This is a genomic window from uncultured Ellagibacter sp. (genome assembly GCF_934643285.1).
Taxonomy (GTDB): Bacteria; Actinomycetota; Coriobacteriia; order Coriobacteriales; family Eggerthellaceae; genus Ellagibacter.
The window spans coordinates 1-17,268 of record NZ_CAKUBT010000027.1 but is presented as its reverse complement, the minus strand read 5'-3'; the positions used below and the strand labels follow the sequence as shown (position 1 = coordinate 17,268).

At 57.3% G+C, this 17,268-nt stretch carries 20 protein-coding genes; 8 read left to right on the top strand and 12 right to left on the bottom strand.

From position 1 onward, the window contains the following. The 6 genes from Q0I65_RS08775 to Q0I65_RS08755 all read right to left on the bottom strand — a co-directional run. On the bottom strand, positions 1-102 hold a 102-nt coding region (locus Q0I65_RS08775; protein ID WP_296062567.1), incomplete at its 3' end, for an S-adenosylmethionine:tRNA ribosyltransferase-isomerase. A 149-nt stretch (positions 103-251) separates the two neighbouring features. Continuing rightward, the gene (locus Q0I65_RS09715) at positions 252-572 is read right to left on the bottom strand and encodes a type II toxin-antitoxin system RelE/ParE family toxin (protein ID WP_366513247.1); all 321 of its coding nucleotides are present in this window, start codon (positions 570-572) and stop codon (positions 252-254) included. Next, a complete protein-coding gene (locus tag Q0I65_RS08770) occupies positions 573-860 on the bottom strand; it encodes a type II toxin-antitoxin system Phd/YefM family antitoxin (RefSeq protein WP_276996494.1) in 288 nt (95 codons plus the stop codon). A gap of 38 nt (positions 861-898) precedes the next feature. Then, positions 899-2,932 carry an acyl-CoA dehydratase activase gene (locus Q0I65_RS08765; RefSeq protein ID WP_296062560.1) on the bottom strand — a complete coding sequence of 678 codons (2,034 nt, stop codon included), beginning with the start codon at positions 2,930-2,932 and terminating at the stop codon, positions 899-901. Beyond that, positions 2,929-4,257: a 2-hydroxyacyl-CoA dehydratase family protein gene (locus tag Q0I65_RS08760; protein WP_296062557.1), complete on the bottom strand. Its 1,329-nt coding sequence runs from the start codon at positions 4,255-4,257 to the stop codon at positions 2,929-2,931. Before Q0I65_RS08760 ends, Q0I65_RS08765 begins: the two co-directional genes overlap by 4 nt. A 29-nt stretch (positions 4,258-4,286) precedes the next feature. Continuing rightward, positions 4,287-5,111: an epoxyqueuosine reductase QueH gene (locus tag Q0I65_RS08755; RefSeq protein ID WP_296062554.1), complete on the bottom strand. Its 825-nt coding sequence runs from the start codon at positions 5,109-5,111 to the stop codon at positions 4,287-4,289. A gap of 259 nt (positions 5,112-5,370) precedes the next feature. Here Q0I65_RS08755 and Q0I65_RS08750 point away from each other — a divergent pair, with 259 nt between their 5' ends. Beyond that, positions 5,371-6,132: an HAD family hydrolase gene (locus Q0I65_RS08750; RefSeq protein ID WP_296062552.1), complete on the top strand. Its 762-nt coding sequence runs from the start codon at positions 5,371-5,373 to the stop codon at positions 6,130-6,132. A 1-nt stretch (position 6,133) separates the two neighbouring features. Beyond that, on the top strand, positions 6,134-7,279 hold the full coding sequence (gene tgt / locus Q0I65_RS08745; RefSeq protein ID WP_296062549.1) for a tRNA guanosine(34) transglycosylase Tgt: 1,146 nt from the start codon (positions 6,134-6,136) through the stop codon (positions 7,277-7,279). A 149-nt stretch (positions 7,280-7,428) separates the two neighbouring features. On the opposite strand, the gene Q0I65_RS08740 is transcribed toward tgt, so the two are convergent. Together Q0I65_RS08740 and Q0I65_RS08735 are read right to left on the bottom strand one after the other, a co-directional pair. After that, complete coding sequence (locus Q0I65_RS08740) at positions 7,429-7,710, bottom strand: type II toxin-antitoxin system YafQ family toxin (protein ID WP_296062547.1); 282 nt, start codon at positions 7,708-7,710, stop codon at positions 7,429-7,431. 5 nt (positions 7,711-7,715) lie between these two features. Next, complete coding sequence (locus Q0I65_RS08735) at positions 7,716-7,994, bottom strand: type II toxin-antitoxin system RelB/DinJ family antitoxin (protein WP_296062546.1); 279 nt, start codon at positions 7,992-7,994, stop codon at positions 7,716-7,718. 379 nt (positions 7,995-8,373) lie between these two features. Here Q0I65_RS08735 and Q0I65_RS08730 point away from each other — a divergent pair, with 379 nt between their 5' ends. Continuing rightward, a complete protein-coding gene (locus Q0I65_RS08730; protein WP_296062543.1) occupies positions 8,374-9,645 on the top strand; it encodes an ATP-binding protein in 1,272 nt (423 codons plus the stop codon). Between the two features lie 94 nt (positions 9,646-9,739). Here Q0I65_RS08730 and Q0I65_RS09710 read toward each other — a convergent pair whose 3' ends face one another. Further along, positions 9,740-9,973, bottom strand: a complete 234-nt coding sequence (locus tag Q0I65_RS09710) for a helix-turn-helix transcriptional regulator (protein ID WP_276998596.1) — start codon at positions 9,971-9,973, stop codon at positions 9,740-9,742. A 108-nt stretch (positions 9,974-10,081) separates the two neighbouring features. Between Q0I65_RS09710 and Q0I65_RS08725 the strand changes: the two genes are divergently transcribed. The 3 genes from Q0I65_RS08725 (at position 10,082) to Q0I65_RS08715 (ending at position 12,416) form a co-directional block, all read left to right on the top strand. After that, positions 10,082-10,735, top strand: coding sequence for a hypothetical protein (locus tag Q0I65_RS08725; protein ID WP_296062540.1), 654 nt, complete (start codon positions 10,082-10,084; stop codon positions 10,733-10,735). Between the two features lie 27 nt (positions 10,736-10,762). After that, entirely contained in the window at positions 10,763-11,887 is a 1,125-nt protein-coding gene (locus Q0I65_RS08720; protein ID WP_296062538.1) for a tetratricopeptide repeat protein, read from the top strand. A gap of 97 nt (positions 11,888-11,984) precedes the next feature. Further along, on the top strand, positions 11,985-12,416 hold the full coding sequence (locus tag Q0I65_RS08715; RefSeq protein ID WP_296062534.1) for a hypothetical protein: 432 nt from the start codon (positions 11,985-11,987) through the stop codon (positions 12,414-12,416). Between the two features lie 193 nt (positions 12,417-12,609). Here Q0I65_RS08715 and Q0I65_RS08710 read toward each other — a convergent pair whose 3' ends face one another. Further along, on the bottom strand, positions 12,610-12,840 hold the full coding sequence (locus Q0I65_RS08710) for a DMT family transporter (protein ID WP_296062533.1): 231 nt from the start codon (positions 12,838-12,840) through the stop codon (positions 12,610-12,612). Then, the gene (locus Q0I65_RS08705) at positions 12,774-13,877 is read right to left on the bottom strand and encodes a DMT family transporter (protein ID WP_296062530.1); all 1,104 of its coding nucleotides are present in this window, start codon (positions 13,875-13,877) and stop codon (positions 12,774-12,776) included. The genes Q0I65_RS08710 and Q0I65_RS08705 overlap by 67 nt, the downstream gene beginning before the upstream one ends. On the opposite strand from Q0I65_RS08705, the gene secD reads away from it, so the two are divergent. Beyond that, positions 13,876-16,464 carry a protein translocase subunit SecD gene (gene secD / locus Q0I65_RS08700; protein ID WP_296062529.1) on the top strand — a complete coding sequence of 863 codons (2,589 nt, stop codon included), beginning with the start codon at positions 13,876-13,878 and terminating at the stop codon, positions 16,462-16,464. The two genes, Q0I65_RS08705 and secD, sit on opposite strands and share 2 nt — an antisense overlap. Before the next feature lie 149 nt (positions 16,465-16,613). Then, positions 16,614-16,934, top strand: a complete 321-nt coding sequence (locus Q0I65_RS08695; protein ID WP_296062526.1) for a DUF1292 domain-containing protein — start codon at positions 16,614-16,616, stop codon at positions 16,932-16,934. A gap of 112 nt (positions 16,935-17,046) precedes the next feature. On the opposite strand, the gene Q0I65_RS08690 is transcribed toward Q0I65_RS08695, so the two are convergent. Then, a partial coding sequence (locus tag Q0I65_RS08690; RefSeq protein WP_296062523.1) for a GIY-YIG nuclease family protein occupies positions 17,047-17,268 on the bottom strand: 222 nt, incomplete at its 5' end.

The window sequence follows — 17,268 nt, the reverse complement described above, 5'->3', positions numbered from 1 at the left end:
TTCGCGGTCCATTACCAACATGCGGCAGGCGTCGCGCACCGCCGCAGGTTCCTGCGCGATAAGCTCTTCGGGCAGGTTATAGTTGAAATCTTCAGTTCTCATGCTTGTTGCCCTTCGCTGTGGCGCTTCGCCTTCCTGGCCCCCTGCGCCCCGCTTCGCGGTGCTCGGGGTTCAACAGTCCACTGGACTGTTGAATAATTGAAATCCTCTGTTTTCATGTAGTAATCCTTTAATCGTCGCTTTGCGTTCGGTTAATCATCGATGTCGATGAACGCAAAGTCATCGATATCTTGGCGAGTGTGTATGATTCGCCATACGATAAGGTTCTCGCTGTTGAAAGAATAGAAAATGCGGCAGGGGCTGACAAGCCATGATCGGTACCCTTGGTGAGAAAGTCTTTCATCGGCGAAGGGGCGGCCAAGCTCGGGCGTTTCGCAAAGGTGATCGATCGCTTCGACGATCGAATCGTAGATTTTGCGGGCTGATTTCGGGACTTTCTGCACCTCACCTAGATAAATCACTATCGATTCTAGATCGTGTGCAGCGCGAGGACGGTAGAGAGGGGCAAGCATTTAAACGCCCCAATGTGCGAAGAGGCGCTCGATGGAATCGCCGACTGCCTGTTTCGTGAGCGATTCCGATCGATATTTCTCCTCGATTTCTGCTTCGCGGAGTTTCTGCACATAGCGTTCATGTCGCTGTTGCCCTTCGTACGCCTCGCAGTCGATAACCACGAGGCTTGCCTTGCCGTTCTTCGTCATGAAGATGGGCTGTTGGCTTTCGCGCGCCAATTCGCATACATCGTTCAGATTGGTGCGAAGGTCACTGATGGGCCTGATCTGCGGTATAGGCAATGGCATAGATTCCTCCTTAGAACGGAAGAAATTATAGCATAAATTTATGCAAAATTTATACGTAAATATACTACTCTGATTTCTCCAACGCGAGCAAAGCAGCTCCCGTGGCGCCCACGATTTCGGGGGTCCTCGCAGATGAAGAGCTTCTCTCCGATGAGCTCCTCGACCGCGCGCACCACGCCTGGATTTTGGGCGACGCCGCCCGTCATCATGTAGGCGCCTTCCAAACCGACGCGCCGCATAAGCGAATATGCCTTGCCGGCCACGGCGCGGCAGACGCCTGCTGCAATGTCGGGTTTCTCCTCGTTGTTGGCGATGAGCGAGATGACTTCGGACTCCGCGAAGACCGAGCACATGCTGGCGATTTCCAGGCGTTTCTTGCTTTCGAGCGCCGCTGGCCCCAGCTCGTCGAGGCTGATCTCGAGCGAGCGCGCGATCATTTCGAGAAAGCGCCCCGTGCCAGCCGCGCACTTGTCGTTCATCGCGAAATCGGTCACCTCGCCCGCGGCATTCACGTGGATGGCCTTGCTGTCCTGGCCGCCGATGTCGAGGATGGTGCGAACGTCGGGGTTGAAGTAGTGCGCACCGCGCCCATGGCAGCTGATCTCGGTCACGTTCTCGTCGGCGAAGGGAATGCTCACGCGGCCGTATCCGGTGGCGATGGTGCATCCAACCTGGTCAGGCGCAATGCTTGCGCGCTCGAGCACTTCGCGATACGCACGCTCGGCGGAGGCGCCCGCCTTCGCACCCGTTCTGATGACGACGCTCGCGACGATCTCGCGCGCCGCGTTCATGACGACGGCGTTGGTGGAAGTCGAGCCCGAGTCGAGCCCGACGACGAAAGTGGCGGCTGTGCTCATGGGTGAGCCTTTCTGGCTTTCGGGGTGTTCGGTTTGCGAGGCGCCAATTGACTCGAGGAACGCCTCGAGGCGCGTGAGCATCTGCCCGCGGCTCTGCGCGGTGCAGTCGGTTTCGAGCGCGAGTATCGGCACGGGCGATGTTCGTTTGAGGTCGCTGTATTCGTAGGAATACATGTCGCAGAACTGCACGGTGTGGTAGACCAGCCCGTCGACCTGGGGAAGGGCACGGTCGAAGAAGCCTTTGCGCGGGGATATGTCCCGCATGCGTGCGCAGGGAAGCTGCGTGAGCACGTCGTGCGCATACTGGGCAAGGGTGTCCGTTTTTCGGGGCACGAAACGACGGATTGCGTTCGTGCAGGTGATGTCGAAGGCGATGTTTACGCCACGCGCTTCGAGGATTCGCTTGATTTCGGCGTTCGCGCGTGCGCCTGCGATGCCTACGTTGGGCATCGTGGGGGAGAAGTGCGTCTGCGGTTGCAAGGCGTTGTCGACCTGCGCTGCGGCGGCTGCCGCGGTCGCATTGCGCTCAGAAGCTGCGCAGCCTTCGCTCCATGCGCCGGCGTCAGTCGCCTGGCCGCGGTTGGGTTCAACCTGCGGGACGGCGACGGCCTCGTCCGCATTGCGCTCAGAAGCTCCGCAGCCTTCGCTCCATGCGGCCGAGTCCGCCGCCTTGTCGCGGTTGGCGAAACTTTGCGAGACGGAGCTCGACTTCGCGAGGCGGAATGAAGGCTGTGCAGTTTCTGAATGAAGCCTCGCCAAGTCGAGCTCCAAGGTTGACTCACAAGTGCCTTCCGCAGGGCAAAGGGTGCCGCCGAGTTGGGTGAACAGCTTCGCTTCCGAAAAATCGACATTGGCGAACTCACCGTATGCGGAAAGGAGTTCGCTCACGCGCCGCTCGAACAGCGCGCAGGCTGCCTCGCCCGTGTCGCGCGGCACGTCGAGCACGTGGATGAACAGGTCGGGGGCTTGTGCGCGCAGGGCGTCGGCGAGGCGGCGCATGCTGTCGCAGCAGGTGGTCAGCACGATGCCGTCGAAGCTTCCCGAAAGGACGGTCTCGAACGTCGCCTTCGCGAAACTGCACACGTTCGCGTGCATGCAGGATTCGGCAGCATCGAAGCTGACGAGGCTCTCATCAGGCTCGATGCGCTCCATATGCGCGCCCATTGCCTCGAGCGCCTCGAGGGGCGCGTATTTGCAGACATATCCGATCCTCATCGTGCACCGCCCTTCGCCTCGACGCCCCCGCCCTGCGCGTCGCTTTCCCCACTGGAAGCCCCGCCCTGCGCGTCGCTTTCCGCTCGCTTCGCCTCGAGCACCTCGAAGAATGCCTCGAGGCGCGTCTTTATCTGCCCGTCGTGGCTGTTTCGCTCGTCGATGCCGTCGCCGTCGAGCTGCAGAAGCGGCACGCCGGCTTCGTGCAGGTGCTCGCGCAAAAGGGCGCTTCCGCCCGCGGACTGCTTGCATCCCCAGTGGCAGAAGTGGATGACGCCGTCGGCGTGTGTCGCGTCGAGCAGACGGTCGACGAGTGCGAGCTTGCGTTCGTAGGGGCCGTTCATTGCGTTGCCGATGAGCTTTTTGGCAAGCGCGCGGAAAGGATCGGCGTCGGTGAGCTCGCTCATCGTGCAAAAGGCCATGTCAACGGCGACGATCTGATGGGCCGGGCTGTAGTCGAAGGCGGCTTTCAGGCTTTGCTGGTAGTACGGCATGAGGTGCACCCAAAGGATTTTGTCGCCCTGCAGCCTCGGCGCGCGCTTGATGTCGTCCACCATGAAGCGCAAAAGATCGCGCAACTCCTCGCTTCCCGCCGAAAGCTGCATGGCGAGCACGAAGAACAGGTGGTGAATGAACTCGGCAGGGTAGAAATGCTCCGCTTGCAGGCACATGAATTCCCAGGCGAGGGCGTTAGTCTCGCGCTCGACTTCCAGAAGATGGGAAAGGCGGCTCTCGTCAAAGGGCACGCCCGTCAACTCTTCGAGGGTGCGCGTGAGCTCGTGTAACTGGTCGGCGAGGTAGTCCACCGATGCGTCGTCGCTGTCGTAGGGTACGTCGAGCAGCACCATGGGGACGTCCATTCGTTGCCCCAGCTGGCGGAAGGTGCTTAAGTTGCCGTCGCAGGCGCAAGAGGTGGTCACGGCGAGCCGCGGCGCATGCAGCACGCCCGTCTCCATCATCCCCATGACCGTTTTGTGGTACGTGCACAGCGTGGGCGCGATGCCGGCCTCCTGCGCGCGGTCGATGAAGAACGGCGCGGCGTGGTATCCCGAGAAGAAGCTCGCCAGACATTCGACGCTCACGGTTCCCAGGCCGAAGCACTCCATGATTTCCACCGGCGCGAACACGTTGCCCCATACGTAGTTGTTTTCGTGTCCGAGCTGGTCAGACACGAGGCCGAGCGTGTAGGCTTCCAGCTTGTGGTAGCCGCGCGCCGCATGGAAGTTGGGAAGATGGCGCGATCCCCAGGTGTTGCCGCGAAAGCCGATGAGGGCGTCTCGCCAGGCGCGCTCGGGGTCGGTCTCGCACGTGCGCCGCACGTGATCCATGTAACGGTGTATGGGGTCGGCGAAGGGTCTCACTCTGAAACTTCCTGTTTTGCCTGCTCGCGAAGCGATTTGAGAATCGCTCGCTTGCGGGCTTGCTTCTTGTCGTAGGCTGCGCGTGCGGCGCGATGCTGTTTGAGCTCCGCCTCGGCGGCGGCGATTTCCTCGGCGTGCTCGGCCCGTTCCGCCTGTTTCGCGGCTGCTCGCTGAGCCTTTCGCTCGGCTCGTTCGGCTGCAGCCTCTTCGTCGCTTATGCGGCAACCGCAGTAGTTTTGGCGATACATTCCAAGCGCGCGGCTTCGGCGCGTGGCCTCGTCGTAGTAGGGGCGGAAGTCCTCGAAGACGCCTGCAACTCCGGCGCGCTCGGCCGCTCGCTGCACTTCTTCCTCGATGATCTGGGTGTATTGATAGGGGCTTACGGAAAGCGTGGTGCCGATGCCGTCAAAGCTCTGTTCAGCGGCCACCCGCGCCGTTTCCTCGAGTCGCAGCCGGTAGCACGTACGGCAGCGTGCCTCTCGGCGCGCGGGGTCGACGGAGAGGACGTCGGCACGAAGGGGCGTGTCCTCGCCTGTGGTCGATTGCGCGTCCTCGCGTGCGGCTCGGACGTCGGCGAGCGCTGCGTCTCCGATACGCCCCGCAGCCTCCTCCCAGCTGGCAGGGTCGTAAGGGCCCTCGATGACGGGAATGCCCTCGCTTCTCGCCCAGTCCTCGAGCGTGGCGAGGCGGTGCGCGTACTCTTCGCGCGGCGCGATGTTTGAGTTCGTGTAGTAAATGGCGATATCGTGCCCCGCCGCTTGGAGAAGGCGCACGGGCTCGAGCGAGCATGGCCCGCAGCATGCGTGCAAAAGCAATTTCATCTGCGGCTCCTCTCGCCCTCGTGAATTCAACCCAACGATACTAGCACAGGGCCGAACTCAGCCCGTGCCGCCGCTGGCGAAACCGCTAAACCTCGATGTTTGCAAAGGTGTGGCGCGCATGCTTTCGCACCTCGTTTTCCGCACTTTGCATGTTTGACGTCGCGCTCGGCGGCCGAGGCGTTCCACTCTTTTATACTGTTGTTCGTATCGAATGTGCGGTCCGCCCGTTGGGGCGGCCTTTTTCTGGGAAGGGTCTTTCATGGCGAACACGTCATATCGCGCGATATTGTTCGACCTCGACGGCACGTTGTGCCCGATGGAGCTCGATGAATTCTTGGGTGGGTACTTCAAGGACATCGCCCGTTTTGCGGCTGAGCAGGGGGTCGACGGCGAGAAGTTCGCGTGTGCGTTCGGTGCAGGCGCTTCTGCTATGGCCAAGCGCGAACCCGGCGGGAAGACGAACTACGATGTGTTCTGGGACGCGTTCTTCGCCGTGCTCGATCGCGACGCGGCCGACTGGGATGCGATGTTCGCAGGCTACTACGAGACGAGATTCGGCGCTATCGGCGCAGATGTTCAGCCGAACCCGGCAGCGCGCCGGGCCCTCGAGGTGCTCGTCGCGAAGGGGTATCCGCTTGTGCTGGCGACCCAGCCGATGTTTCCCCGTCGCGCGGTCGAGTGGCGCCTTGCGTGGGGTGGCGTAGGCGACGCGCCGTTTCGCTACATTTCCACGTACGAGAACTCCTCGACGGTGAAACCGCAGGTGGAATACTATGCGGAGGTTCTCGCGAATTGCGGGCTTTCCGCCGACGAAGTGCTCATGGTGGGTAACAACACGCTCGATGACTTGGCGTCGGCCGATCTTGGCTGCGACGTGTACCTGGTGACCGACCACCTTATGGACCCTAAGGGCCGTGGGCTCGAAGGCGTGAAGCACGGAGCGATGGCTGAGTTCGCGGCGTGGGTGGACGGCCTTCCGACCTGCGATGACCCTGCGACGATCGAGGGAGGCGCGAACTAGCATGGCGCTTTTCGACTGCACGTGCGACGCTCAGAGCGGCAACGCCCGCGCGCTCACCTTCACGACGGCGCACGGCGATTTCCACACGCCCATGTTTATGCCCGTCGGCACGTCGGCCACGGTGAAAGGTATCACCCCGCCGCAGCTTCGCGAGCTGAAATCCCAGGTGGTGCTTGCAAACACCTACCATCTCTCGCAGCGCCCCGGTGAGGACGTGGTTGCGGAAGCCGGCGGGGTGCACAAGTTCATGAACTACGACGGGCCGATGCTTACCGACTCGGGCGGATTCCAGATCTTCTCGCTCGCCGATACGCGCAAGCTCGACGACGACGGCGTCACCTTCCGCTCGATTTACGACGGCAGCTATGTGCGCTGGACGCCCGAGGAGAACATGCGCATCCAGGAAGCGCTTGGCGCCGACATTGCCATGCAGCTCGACCAGTGCCCGCCGTACCCCGCGACGCGCGAGTTCGTCGAGCGCGCGGTCGACCTGTCGGCTATGTGGGCGCGCCGTTGCCTGGCGGCGCACAAACGACCTGATCAGACGCTCTTCGGTATCGTGCAGGGCGGCATGAACCTCGATTTGCGCCTGGAGAGCATTCGCCGTCTGCGCGAAATCGAGGACGAGAGCCTGGCTGCCGGCGGGCGCCGATTCGGCGGCTTCGGCATCGGCGGCTATTCGGTGGGCGAGGACCACGAGACGATGTTCGAGACGTTGGGCCAGGTAGCGCGTGCGCTGCCCGACGATCGCCCGCGCTATCTCATGGGCGTGGGCAACCCGACCACGCTCGTGCGCGCGGTGGGCGAGGGCGTCGACATGTTCGACTGCGTGCTTCCCACGCGTACGGCCCGCATGGGCACGGCGTTTTCGAGTCAGGGCCGCATGAACATGCGCAACGCCAAGTACACGCGCGATTTCACGCCGCTCGACCCCGAGTGCACATGCCCGACCTGCCAAAATCACACGCGGGCCTACATTCGCCATCTTGTGAAGCAGGACGAGATGCTCGGCGGCATCTTGCTTTCCATTCACAACCTGCACTATTTGCTCGACCTCATGCGCCGCGCGCGCGAGGCTGTGCTTGCCGATGCGTATGCCGAGTTCGAAGCGCAGTGGATGGCAAGCCCCGCGGCGAAGGATTACTAAGAAGCTGCGGATTGCAGCAATTTGCAGCTCATACTCGCCGGGGAATGAGGGAAGATGCTTCGGTTCCCGCAAAGCTAAAACCGATTTTACTAAAAACGTTTTTAGTAAAATCGGTTTTAGCAGCGAGGGTTAGCGGCTGCTTGCCGTAATCACTCTTGGAATAAATCGGAATGAGTGCCGGTTCTTGAGGCGGTTAGAATCAACTGATCACCATCGATTGCATATACAAGTAACCAATCGGGCTTGATATGGCATTCGCGAAATCCAACGTAATTACCCGATAGGGCATGGTCGTGATTTCGATTTTCAAGCGGTTGACATGCGCATAGCTTATCGAGAACGATCTCAAGTGCGTCAAGGTTATAGCCGCGTTTCCTGATTCGCTTGAGATCTTTCTTGAATTGGGATGTCGGGACAAGTTTTAATGGCATAGGCGTTACTTGTCGAGAGAGGAAAAAAGCTCACTTGCGCTATCGTAGGATTCTGCCTTTACCTTACCGGCCATGATGTCGCGTGCTTCGCGCATTGCAGCCTCGGTAGTTGCGTTGTATCGCGGTTGTCGCACGTCAAACGGCAAGCCGCCTTCCATGATGGACTTATGCAGAAACACGTTGATTGCTTCAGTGAGGCTCATGCCTAAGCTGGCAAAAATTGATTCCGCATCGCTTTTGACCTCGGGGTTCACGCGCATGTTGATAGTTGCCGTTTTTGGCATGTTAATCACCTCATTGCTTTAGTGTAATTGCAATGTACAGCACTTTCTTTACATTTGCAAGATGCTTAGCTAGAGGACATGTTAGATTTTGCTTGCAAACCCACAGAGCTCCCGCATGAGCGAACGATAAAGAAAACAAGTGAATCAGTCCTGGTCAGATAGCGGACCGCCCTTGCAGTTTTTGGCCACTTGCCCTCGGCTTGGTGCCCGCGAAACAGGTAGACGAGCTGCAAAACTATGGAAATCGAGCTCGCTGCGCTAACTCAATCGACAAAACTTGCATTTATTGCAAGTTTTGTCGATGCCATAGTCAAAACTTGCAAATCTCGCAAGTTTTGACTATTGTAACGGGCAGTTCTGAATGAAATTGGAGGGCCTTATGATCGTGCGGCAAAAGTACCTCGATAAGCTCATCTCATTCCAAGATACCGACTTGGTTAAGGTAATCACGGGTATTCGGCGCTGCGGGAAGTCGACATTGCTTGACATGATGCGTCGTCACCTTGCGCAGCAAGGCGTTCCCGAAAACAGGCTTCTTACGTTCAAGATGGAATCGATGGAGTTTGCGGGGATCGTCGACTATCGCGATTTGTACAACCTGGTCACAAGCCGCATTGCCGAACAACCGCACGCATATCTCTTTTTTGACGAGCTGCAAAATGTCGAGAACTGGGAAAAAGCTATCAATGCTTTGCGCGTTGATGCCGATTGCGATATTTACGTGACTGGCTCGAACGCGTTTCTGCTGTCGAGCGAGCTTGCAACGCTCATTTCGGGACGTTATGTCGAGATACCGATGCAGCCGCTGACGTTTGCCGAATACCTCGATTTTCGTGGGGCGACGTGGCGGCCTGCAGGAAAGACGGGATCGGATATCGCCTCGTTCGAGGACGGCTCTTTCGCTACGCTTGCCAACTTGTTCGATCAGTATCGCACGTTCGGGGGCTTTCCGTATCTGGCTTTTCAGGAGCCGGGTGAATCGGTGCACCGCGACTATATGCGCAGCATATACCAGACCATAATCGTTCGCGATATCATGATGCGCGCTCAGCGCAAGGGGCTGCGGGCGGTTAGCAACCAAGCGGCCCTCGAGCGTATCTGCGCGTTTATGGCGGACAATATCGGCAACGAAACATCGATTAACAAAATCGCAGGTTCTTTGAAGGCCGACGGGCAATCGGCGACCCGAGCGACAACGGATTTCTACATCTCGACGCTTGCAGAGGCGTACCTGTTCCGTCACGTGCTTCGATACGACGTGAAGGGACGGGAACTGTTGAAGACGGGCGGCAAATACTATATTGCGGATGTCGGCATGCTCAACTACCTGGACAGCTATCGAGGCACCGACACCGGGTGCGTGTTGGAAAACCTGGTGTTCAACCAGCTGCTGTTTGACGGCTACGATGTTCTGATTGGCCATTTGCGTGGAGGCGAGGTTGACTTTGTTGCCATGAAGCCTCGATGCAAGATGTATATTCAGGTAACTGAAAATATGCAGGACGAGGAAACGCAGCGTCGCGAACTTGCCCCGCTGCGACGCATCGGAGACGAGTACCGCAAAATCGTCGTGGTGGGCGAGGGCAGTTACCCTTCGGATATCGATGGGATAGAGATCGTGAACATCGTCGACTTCCTTCTGCATCGGTAGGTCGCATACGGCCCTCGCAGGCTTTGCGGGCCTACAGGTGGATTGAGGTTAATAACGTATTGGTCGAAAGCGGTTATTGCCCCATTGGAACAAGTTACTTATCGAGATGCACCCGCATTGCTGCAACTAAGTCTTCGGGGGGAACATTTAGCGCATTCGAATAGTCGAATAGCTCAGAGACATGAAGGCTACGTTCTCCCGACTCGATTTTTGACACATAGGATTGAGGCTTATTCAGCAGAGTAGCTAGATCGCTCTGAGTCAACTGCTCTCGGCGACGAGCGCTGCGCAAAAAGGCGCCAATAATGGTGTTCGCTTCAATATCCATGCGCTGACGATATGCTATGATTCAAAATATCCCAATTTGGGATATCTAAGCTAGCAAACGGAATCGCTACTAGTTGTCGGGATAAGTTGAAGTGATTAGGGGGTCGTAATGAAACGCTGCCTTGCCGTTTTTGCGATGGTGTTATGCGTTTTGCTGAGCGGATGCGCAACAAATGAGTCGAAAGCAGACAAGCTATTTGACGAGGGCTCTTACCGAGAAGCGCTTGAACTGTATGAATCCCTTGAACCCTCTGATGAAATTAGCTTAAAAGAAGCAGATTGCCGATTCTGGCTCTTTGTTGAATACGCTAGGGAGAAGGGTGGGGTAACGAAAGATTACCCCGGGAAAAACTACAAGGTTTCTGTCGAGGCGAGGCAAGATGGAAATCTGAAATGCCGATACGAGTCAGATTTAAGTGTGAGCTCTTCCGGCATGCTTGTTGAGCTCGACCTCTCTATCCCTTACCACCAAGCAGAAGCAGAACTACAAGGCCGAGCAAACACGAATATAGGATATGCGTCTTTGGGCGAAAAGGGGACGGGCGTTCTCGACTTAGGAACGTATTCTTTGGGGTCTCAAGTTAAGTGGGATGACTATTCCGCTAGTGGTATGCGGATTGATGGTCATGCAACGACGTCGGGCAAGGGATTGATTTCCGACAATAGTTCCGATGTGCGCAGTTTGGTTTCAGGGATTAAGGACATTTTAATTGAAAGCGGAACGGGCGCGACGCTTTCTGATCTGGGCTTCGAAAAATGCTAGGCAAGTTAACGAGAAAGGGAAAGGTTGATGATGGAAGAAGAGAGAGATAGACAGTCTGATTCAGTAGGGGTCGAGAATGATGATAGGGAGAGCGTTTCTCCTGAATTGAGTGAGGAACCTCAAGAGGAAAACACAGGTGCCGAAATAAACGAGAGACATTTTCCAAAGAGAAAAGTTGCAATCGTTTCTGCGTGTTTTGCTGCGGTTGTTGTGATTGAGCTAATTGTCGCGTTCGTCGCCGTCCCTTCATATGAATACGGCAGAGGAATGGAATGCTTGGGGCAGGGAAATTACCAAGAAGCAAAGGATTGTTTTTCGAGGTCGAACAAAGACGATGCAAGTGACTATATTTCGTATTGCGATGCGATGATCGCTCTTGCCGACGGTGACTATGAGGCGGCGTTGGCAAGCCTTGACGGGCTGGACGTCGAAGACTCTGTCGAGTGTCGTAAGGAAGCGTTCTACGGAAGAGGTCGGGCTCTTTTCGAGAGCGGCTCTCTCAGCGATGCGAGAAGTGCCTTCCTCCAAGCTGGTGACTATCAAGATGCGTCGTCAAAAGCTGAGTTGTGTCAAAATGCCTTGAATCTGCTTGATGCCGAGAAAGAATATGATCAAGGTCACCTTGGCCGAGCTCAGGACAAATTCGAATCGCTTCCTGAAGATTTCGAATATAAGGATATAAGTGTGGCATCGCGCCTGAAAACCCTTTCGGACAATCAGCAAATTGTTGATCTATGTGGAACTTGGATTAATTCTGGGACGGCAACTGGTTCAACGAAGCAATATTGGAGTGCTGGAGATAACCGCTGGGAGGGCTGGGACCTCGATATGGCCGGGCAATACAAGCTCGAAATCAGCTGTATCATCAACGATGATGGGACAATTCGATATAAAGGGAGTGCAGAGTTCGAATACCCCACTAATTATTCATCGCTGTCTTCGCTGGTGAAGACCTCTAAGGACAAAGCCTCATTCGATGTAACCTTCGATGGACTTCCGGATACTCTGTACGAAAAGGACAATACTGAACTGACATACCAAGGCGGTTCGTTTGCCCTCTCGTATAACAAATATGATGATGCGTATAGCGCTCATTTCAATTATGAGTATTCGTGCAATGTGATTTACGACACGAAGACAGTGTCTAACTAGCGCATTTGCATTTTGTACAGGAAAGAAGTTGGCATGTTACTTTGACATTGGCTTCGAACGCGCTGGAGCGACAGTACCCAAAAGAGGAAGGATTATTGTGAAGCGAAATGTGCGCAGTCTTGTATGTCCAATAATTGGAATACTGATAGGCATCGGTTTCATTCTGGTTGGCATTTCTTTAAATGGAATCGCTCAGGATGCAACGTTCTACCCTGCGGGCTATGGTGGGGATGTTTCGCATCTAGGCTCAAAAGAATACGGGGCTGATTACTACTCGGATTCTTATCAAGCTATGGCGTTTGGCGCAAACGCGGCAAAGAATGTCTTCGACTTGTTAAGCATTGCTTTGCCAGCTTTTTTTGTGCTCGCTGGTCTCCTTACAATATGCGCTTTCGCCCACATCATTCTTAGCGCAAATGAGCTTCATTTGAATGGAGCTAAAGACTCTGCCCAAGAACGGGTTCTGGACCCCTCTGTTCTGGACTCCAATGAACAAGGAGGATCCCCGGATAAGGAGAATCAATCGTAAGTAGCGCTTCTGCGGCGTTGAAAGCCCCCGGCTTCCCCTGCAATCAGGGAAAGCCGGGGGCTCGTGTTGGTTGCAGGGGATAGTTGTAGGAATTGGGGATAGCGCTTTTGGCGATAGCGCTAGGCTATAGGGTGTGTTGAAGGCGCTTTCATTGACCTGCTATACGAAGGCTGCGTCTTCATTTTGATGCCCCTTACAGCAGCTTAATTGCGGCGGCCCCGAGAATCATGATGAGGACGCCGAGTATTTTCTGCCTGTTAACTGCCTTTTTCGGAGACTCGAATATCCCGAAATGATCGACCAGAATGTCGCCCGTCGTGGAGCCGACCAGAAGAACGACAACCGTCATTCCGGTTCCTATGATTCTCGACAGATAGACATTTGCGAGAACGTATAGTCCGCCAAGGATTCCGCCAATCCACATCCACCAGGGGTTTTAGTCGGTTTCTCTTCCTCTGACTCTGGTTTCCCATTCTTTAAACGCAAGACGATGCAGATAATCGCCAACAAGATTATTCCGACGATGAACGAGATAACGGATGCTTTTATCGGGGAACCTGCCGCTACCCCAAGGTATCCGTTTACGGCAGTTTGGGTTGCGACTGCCATTCCGCTAAAGACGGAGAACGCCCTCCAGAGCCATAAAGAGGCAGGTGCTGAGTTTTGCCGAGTGGTGCGGTCCGCCTTGCTTTCTTTCGCCGTCGAAACCAAAACCACACCGAGAAGCACCAGCACCGCGCCTGCAATGCGGAATACGGTCAATGACGTTTGCTGCGAATAGAACAGCCCGAAATTGTCAATGGTCAGTCCCATTAAGATTTGGCCGAGAACTGGAAGCACGACCGTCTGCACTCCGCCTAGTTTCGGAAACAGCAAGATGTTTCCCGTCAGAAACACCACGCCGCAAATGCCGCCGATCCAGATCCATGCGGGCTCATTCAGCAATTGTGCGAAAGGGATATGCAGCCCCTGCCCGGTGACCAGCAACAATGCGGACAGAAACAATAGCCCTACAAGAAACGACACCAGGGCTGCGTTGAAGGGGGAGCCTACCTTTTTCCGTAACCGTGTGTTTACGCTCGTCTGTATGGGAAGGCCGACACCTGCCAGAAATCCAAGAATAATGGGCATGTTTTTCATCCTTCGTCGGCGCAACGTTGTTCGGGGTCGCGCTCTTGCGATTTTGCGGCCATGTGAGGTCGATATCAGCAGCATAGCGCACCCGCATCGGAATGCAAGCATCCTGACGATGGGGCGCTTCCCGACGATGTCCTTCGGCGTTTTGCCAAGCTTCTTTACCGCAATTTTATCTACCTTTAAGAATAATTTTTTGCAACATGCCGCAAGTTGCTTTCTCATGCGGCTTAGTTGTGCAAAAATGTGAGGGTTAGGTTTACTGGCAGATTTCCCGTCGCGCATGGTTTTGCGGTAGGGGGACAGGGCAAGGAAGAAAACGCACATGGCGGAACCTCAGAAAAAGAAGAAACATCATAATAAGGATAGGCGCAACGTATGGCTGCTCGTGGTCATGGCGCTTTTGGTCATCGGCTCGATCGTGATGTTCACGCCGCCGCAGGAGAAGATCAATCAAGGCCTCGATATTCAAGGTGGCCTTTCGGTCGTGCTCACGGCGCACAACAACGACGGGTCGGATGTTTCCACTGAGGACATGGAATCTTCGCGCGCGATCATCGAGAACCGCGTGAACGCCCTCGGCGCATCTGAGGCAGTCGTGCAGATTCAGGGCAACGACCAGATTCTCGTGCAGATCCCCGGCCTGTCCGACACCGAGGAAGCGCTCAACACCATCGGCAAGACGGGTAAGCTCGAGTTCGCGCGACTTGACTCCTTCACCGATTCCGATGTGAAGACGAAGATTCAGAACGGCCAATACGGCACGCAGGGCACGGTGACCGACGCGTTCGGCAATTCCTTCCCGAGCGAAGAGGTGCAGCACCTCAAGGTCGAAGAGGGCACGTACACGCCGATCATCACTGGCTCGAACCTCGAGAAGGTCGACGTGGGCCAGGCTTCCCAGACCTCGACCGACTATGCGGTTAACCTGCGCCTCGACTCCGAGGGCACGAAGGCCTTCGCCGAGGCAACTGAAGACCTCGCTCCCACCAAGGGCCAGATCGTCATCATCCTCGACGGCGAGGTGCAGTCTGCTCCTGCCGTGCAGTCCGTCATCTCCGACGGCAACGTTTCCATCACCGGCGGCTATACGCTTGACGCCGCCAAGCAGATGAAGACCGTGCTCGAGTCCGGCTCGCTGCCTGTGAGCTTCGAGTATGCGCAAAGCCAGGTCGTCGGCCCGACGCTCGGCCAGGATGCGCTGCAGTCCGGCGTGCTCGTAGCGCTTATCGGCCTTGTGATTGTCATGATTTACCTGCTCGTGTTCTACGAAGGGCTCGGCGTCATCACTGCGGCGGCAATGGCCGTGTTCGCGGCGATCTATCTGGGCATCCTCGCGCTGCTTTCCGCATTCGGCCTGTTCAGCCTTTCTATGGCGGGCATCGCCGGCGTCGTTTTGACCATCGGCATGGCAGCCGACTCGTCGATTCTCACCCTCGAGCGCTTCCGCGAGGAAATTCGCATGGGCCGAAGCGTGCGCGCTGCGTCCATCACGGGCGTCCGCCACGGCATCCTGACCTCGATCGACGCCGACCTCGTGACGCTCGTCTCCGCGCTCACGCTGTTCTTCTTGGCGAGCGCCTCGGTCAAGGGCTTCGGCATGACGCTTGCTTTGGGCATCGTGTGCGACATTATCATGATGGTGCTGTTCAAAGCGCCGCTCATCCGCCTTCTCGCCCCGAAGCTCATCGCGAAGCACCCCAAGTTCTGGGGTGTGGAGGACTGCATCGAGGCTGTGCCTTACTTCCAGGGCGTGAAGCAGGCCGCTTCGCGCAAGGACGTGCGCGGCCGCTTCATCAAGCTCGACATCAACCTTTTGGGGCTTAAGAAGATCTTCCTCACCGCGGCATGCTGCGCGATGGTGCTTGTCGCCATCATCGTCGGCGTGCGCGGTATGAACTTCGGCATCGAGTTCGTCGGCGGCACGTCGGTGACCTTCCACGGCACGGGCGACGTGACGACCGAGCAGGTCCGCGACGCGTTCAGCGATGCGGGCGAGCCCGACGCGGTCATCCAGACCACGACGGCGGACGGCGAGCCGGGCTTCCTCGTCCGCACTACCACGACTTCCGCCGAAGATGCGACGGTGACGGCGAACGAGGTGGCGGACGCCTTCGGCTGGACCACCGACAGCTTCGAGGTCACCACGATCGGCCCTGACTGGGGCGCAAGCGTCATCCAGTCGTCGGCGGTCGCGTTCTTTATTTCGTTGCTGCTGATCATCGCCTACATCTCGATCCGCTTCCGCGATCCGAAGATGGGCGTGACGGCGGTCGTGGCGCTGCTGCATGACCTTATCATCGTCGTGGGCGTCTACGTGCTCGTCGGTCGCGAAATCACTCCGAACACCATCGCCGCCCTGCTCACCATCTTGGGCTACTCGCTCTACGACACGGTGGTCGTGTTCCACCGCATCAACGAGAACATGAAGGACGACTCGGTGAAGTGCACCTTCGCCACCATGGCGAACCACTCGGTGAACGAGGTTCTCGTGCGTTCGCTCAACACCTCGATCACCTCGCTCATCCCGGTTGTGGCGATGCTGCTGTTCGGCGGCGAGACGCTGAAGGACTTCGCGCTTGCCATGACGATCGGCCTCGTGTGCGGCTGCTACTCGTCCTACGCCATCGCGACGCCGCTCTACGTCATCTGGAAGACGCACGAGCCGCGCTTCAAGAAGCTGCAGAAGAAGTACGGCAACGACATCCAGCGCTGGTTCTTGAACCGCCTTCTGGGTGCGGCTGTCCCCGCTGTGGCTGCGGCGGCTGCTGGCGATGTGGCTTCTTCGGTGGACGCTGGCGCTTCCGAGGGTACGACGGCTGTGACTTCGGCAGTGTCGCCTCATGATGCGGCGGTTTCGCCCGACTTCGGCAAGAAGAAGCCTTCGCGTGCCGAGCGCAAGGGGAAGAGGTAAGGCGGAGCGGCTTTTGCCGGGTTGCGCGAATGCGATTGATTTGCGAGCCCTCGCACGATAAGGCGGGGGCTCGCTTTATACTTACGGGTAAGACTTACAGCTACGAGAATGCCGCACCTGATCGGTGCGCGAAGAGAGAGGAGCGCCCCGTGCGCGAAGGTTCGAACCCTAATTTCTGCCCGCCCGTCGAGGAGGGCTTGACCATCAACTTCGAGGACTCCAAAGGCGACGCGACCGTTCTGGAGTTCCTCGGCCTGCTTCTGCATGGCGGTCATCGCTATGGCATTTTCTTCCCGGTGAGCGAGGAGGAGCCGGCGCTTTCCTCCGGTGAGGTGGTCATCTTGGAGGCTGTGGAATTTGACGAGGACGACCAGCCGTCCGGCTTCGAGCTTGTGGAGGACGAAGGCGTGGCGATGGAAGTCTACGCCGCTTTCCAGGAAGCGACGAAGGGCCTCTACGAGTTCGAGTAGGAGTTGCCCCCGTTGCGATAATCAAGGTAATGAACGAAGCGCTGTGCCGGCGATGGTGCAGCGCTTCGTTGCTGATTGGCCTTTTTCGCTGTGGCTGGCTTTGCGAGGCGCCCTATTTCGCGAACGCTTCCTCCAGTATGCGCTCGAAGGGCTCTTTCGATGCGGCAGCCTTCGCAAGCAGGGCGTCTTTCTTGTCGCGCGTGAGGCGCTTGAAGTGGTATTCCGCGCTCATCGCGTCGTGCTTGGTGGGGAATTCCGCGCTTGCGAGCAGGGTGAGCGGCCCGCGCCCGCGCGTGTACTTCGCACCCGTGCCTGCGCGATGCTGGGCGAGGCG

Coding starts and splice junctions, on each gene's coding strand:
- Q0I65_RS09715 (WP_366513247.1), bottom strand. CDS start 572: ATGCTTGCCCCTCTCTACCGTCCTCGCGCTGCACACGATCTAGAATCG.
- Q0I65_RS08770 (WP_276996494.1), bottom strand. CDS start 860: ATGCCATTGCCTATACCGCAGATCAGGCCCATCAGTGACCTTCGCACC.
- Q0I65_RS08765 (WP_296062560.1), bottom strand. CDS start 2,932: ATGAGGATCGGATATGTCTGCAAATACGCGCCCCTCGAGGCGCTCGAG.
- Q0I65_RS08760 (WP_296062557.1), bottom strand. CDS start 4,257: ATGGATCACGTGCGGCGCACGTGCGAGACCGACCCCGAGCGCGCCTGG.
- Q0I65_RS08755 (WP_296062554.1), bottom strand. CDS start 5,111: ATGAAATTGCTTTTGCACGCATGCTGCGGGCCATGCTCGCTCGAGCCC.
- Q0I65_RS08750 (WP_296062552.1), top strand. CDS start 5,371: ATGGCGAACACGTCATATCGCGCGATATTGTTCGACCTCGACGGCACG.
- tgt (WP_296062549.1), top strand. CDS start 6,134: ATGGCGCTTTTCGACTGCACGTGCGACGCTCAGAGCGGCAACGCCCGC.
- Q0I65_RS08740 (WP_296062547.1), bottom strand. CDS start 7,710: ATGCCATTAAAACTTGTCCCGACATCCCAATTCAAGAAAGATCTCAAG.
- Q0I65_RS08735 (WP_296062546.1), bottom strand. CDS start 7,994: ATGCCAAAAACGGCAACTATCAACATGCGCGTGAACCCCGAGGTCAAA.
- Q0I65_RS08730 (WP_296062543.1), top strand. CDS start 8,374: ATGATCGTGCGGCAAAAGTACCTCGATAAGCTCATCTCATTCCAAGAT.
- Q0I65_RS09710 (WP_276998596.1), bottom strand. CDS start 9,973: ATGGATATTGAAGCGAACACCATTATTGGCGCCTTTTTGCGCAGCGCT.
- Q0I65_RS08725 (WP_296062540.1), top strand. CDS start 10,082: ATGAAACGCTGCCTTGCCGTTTTTGCGATGGTGTTATGCGTTTTGCTG.
- Q0I65_RS08720 (WP_296062538.1), top strand. CDS start 10,763: ATGATGGAAGAAGAGAGAGATAGACAGTCTGATTCAGTAGGGGTCGAG.
- Q0I65_RS08710 (WP_296062533.1), bottom strand. CDS start 12,840: ATGTGGATTGGCGGAATCCTTGGCGGACTATACGTTCTCGCAAATGTC.
- secD (WP_296062529.1), top strand. CDS start 13,876: ATGGCGGAACCTCAGAAAAAGAAGAAACATCATAATAAGGATAGGCGC.
- Q0I65_RS08705 (WP_296062530.1), bottom strand. CDS start 13,877: ATGTGCGTTTTCTTCCTTGCCCTGTCCCCCTACCGCAAAACCATGCGC.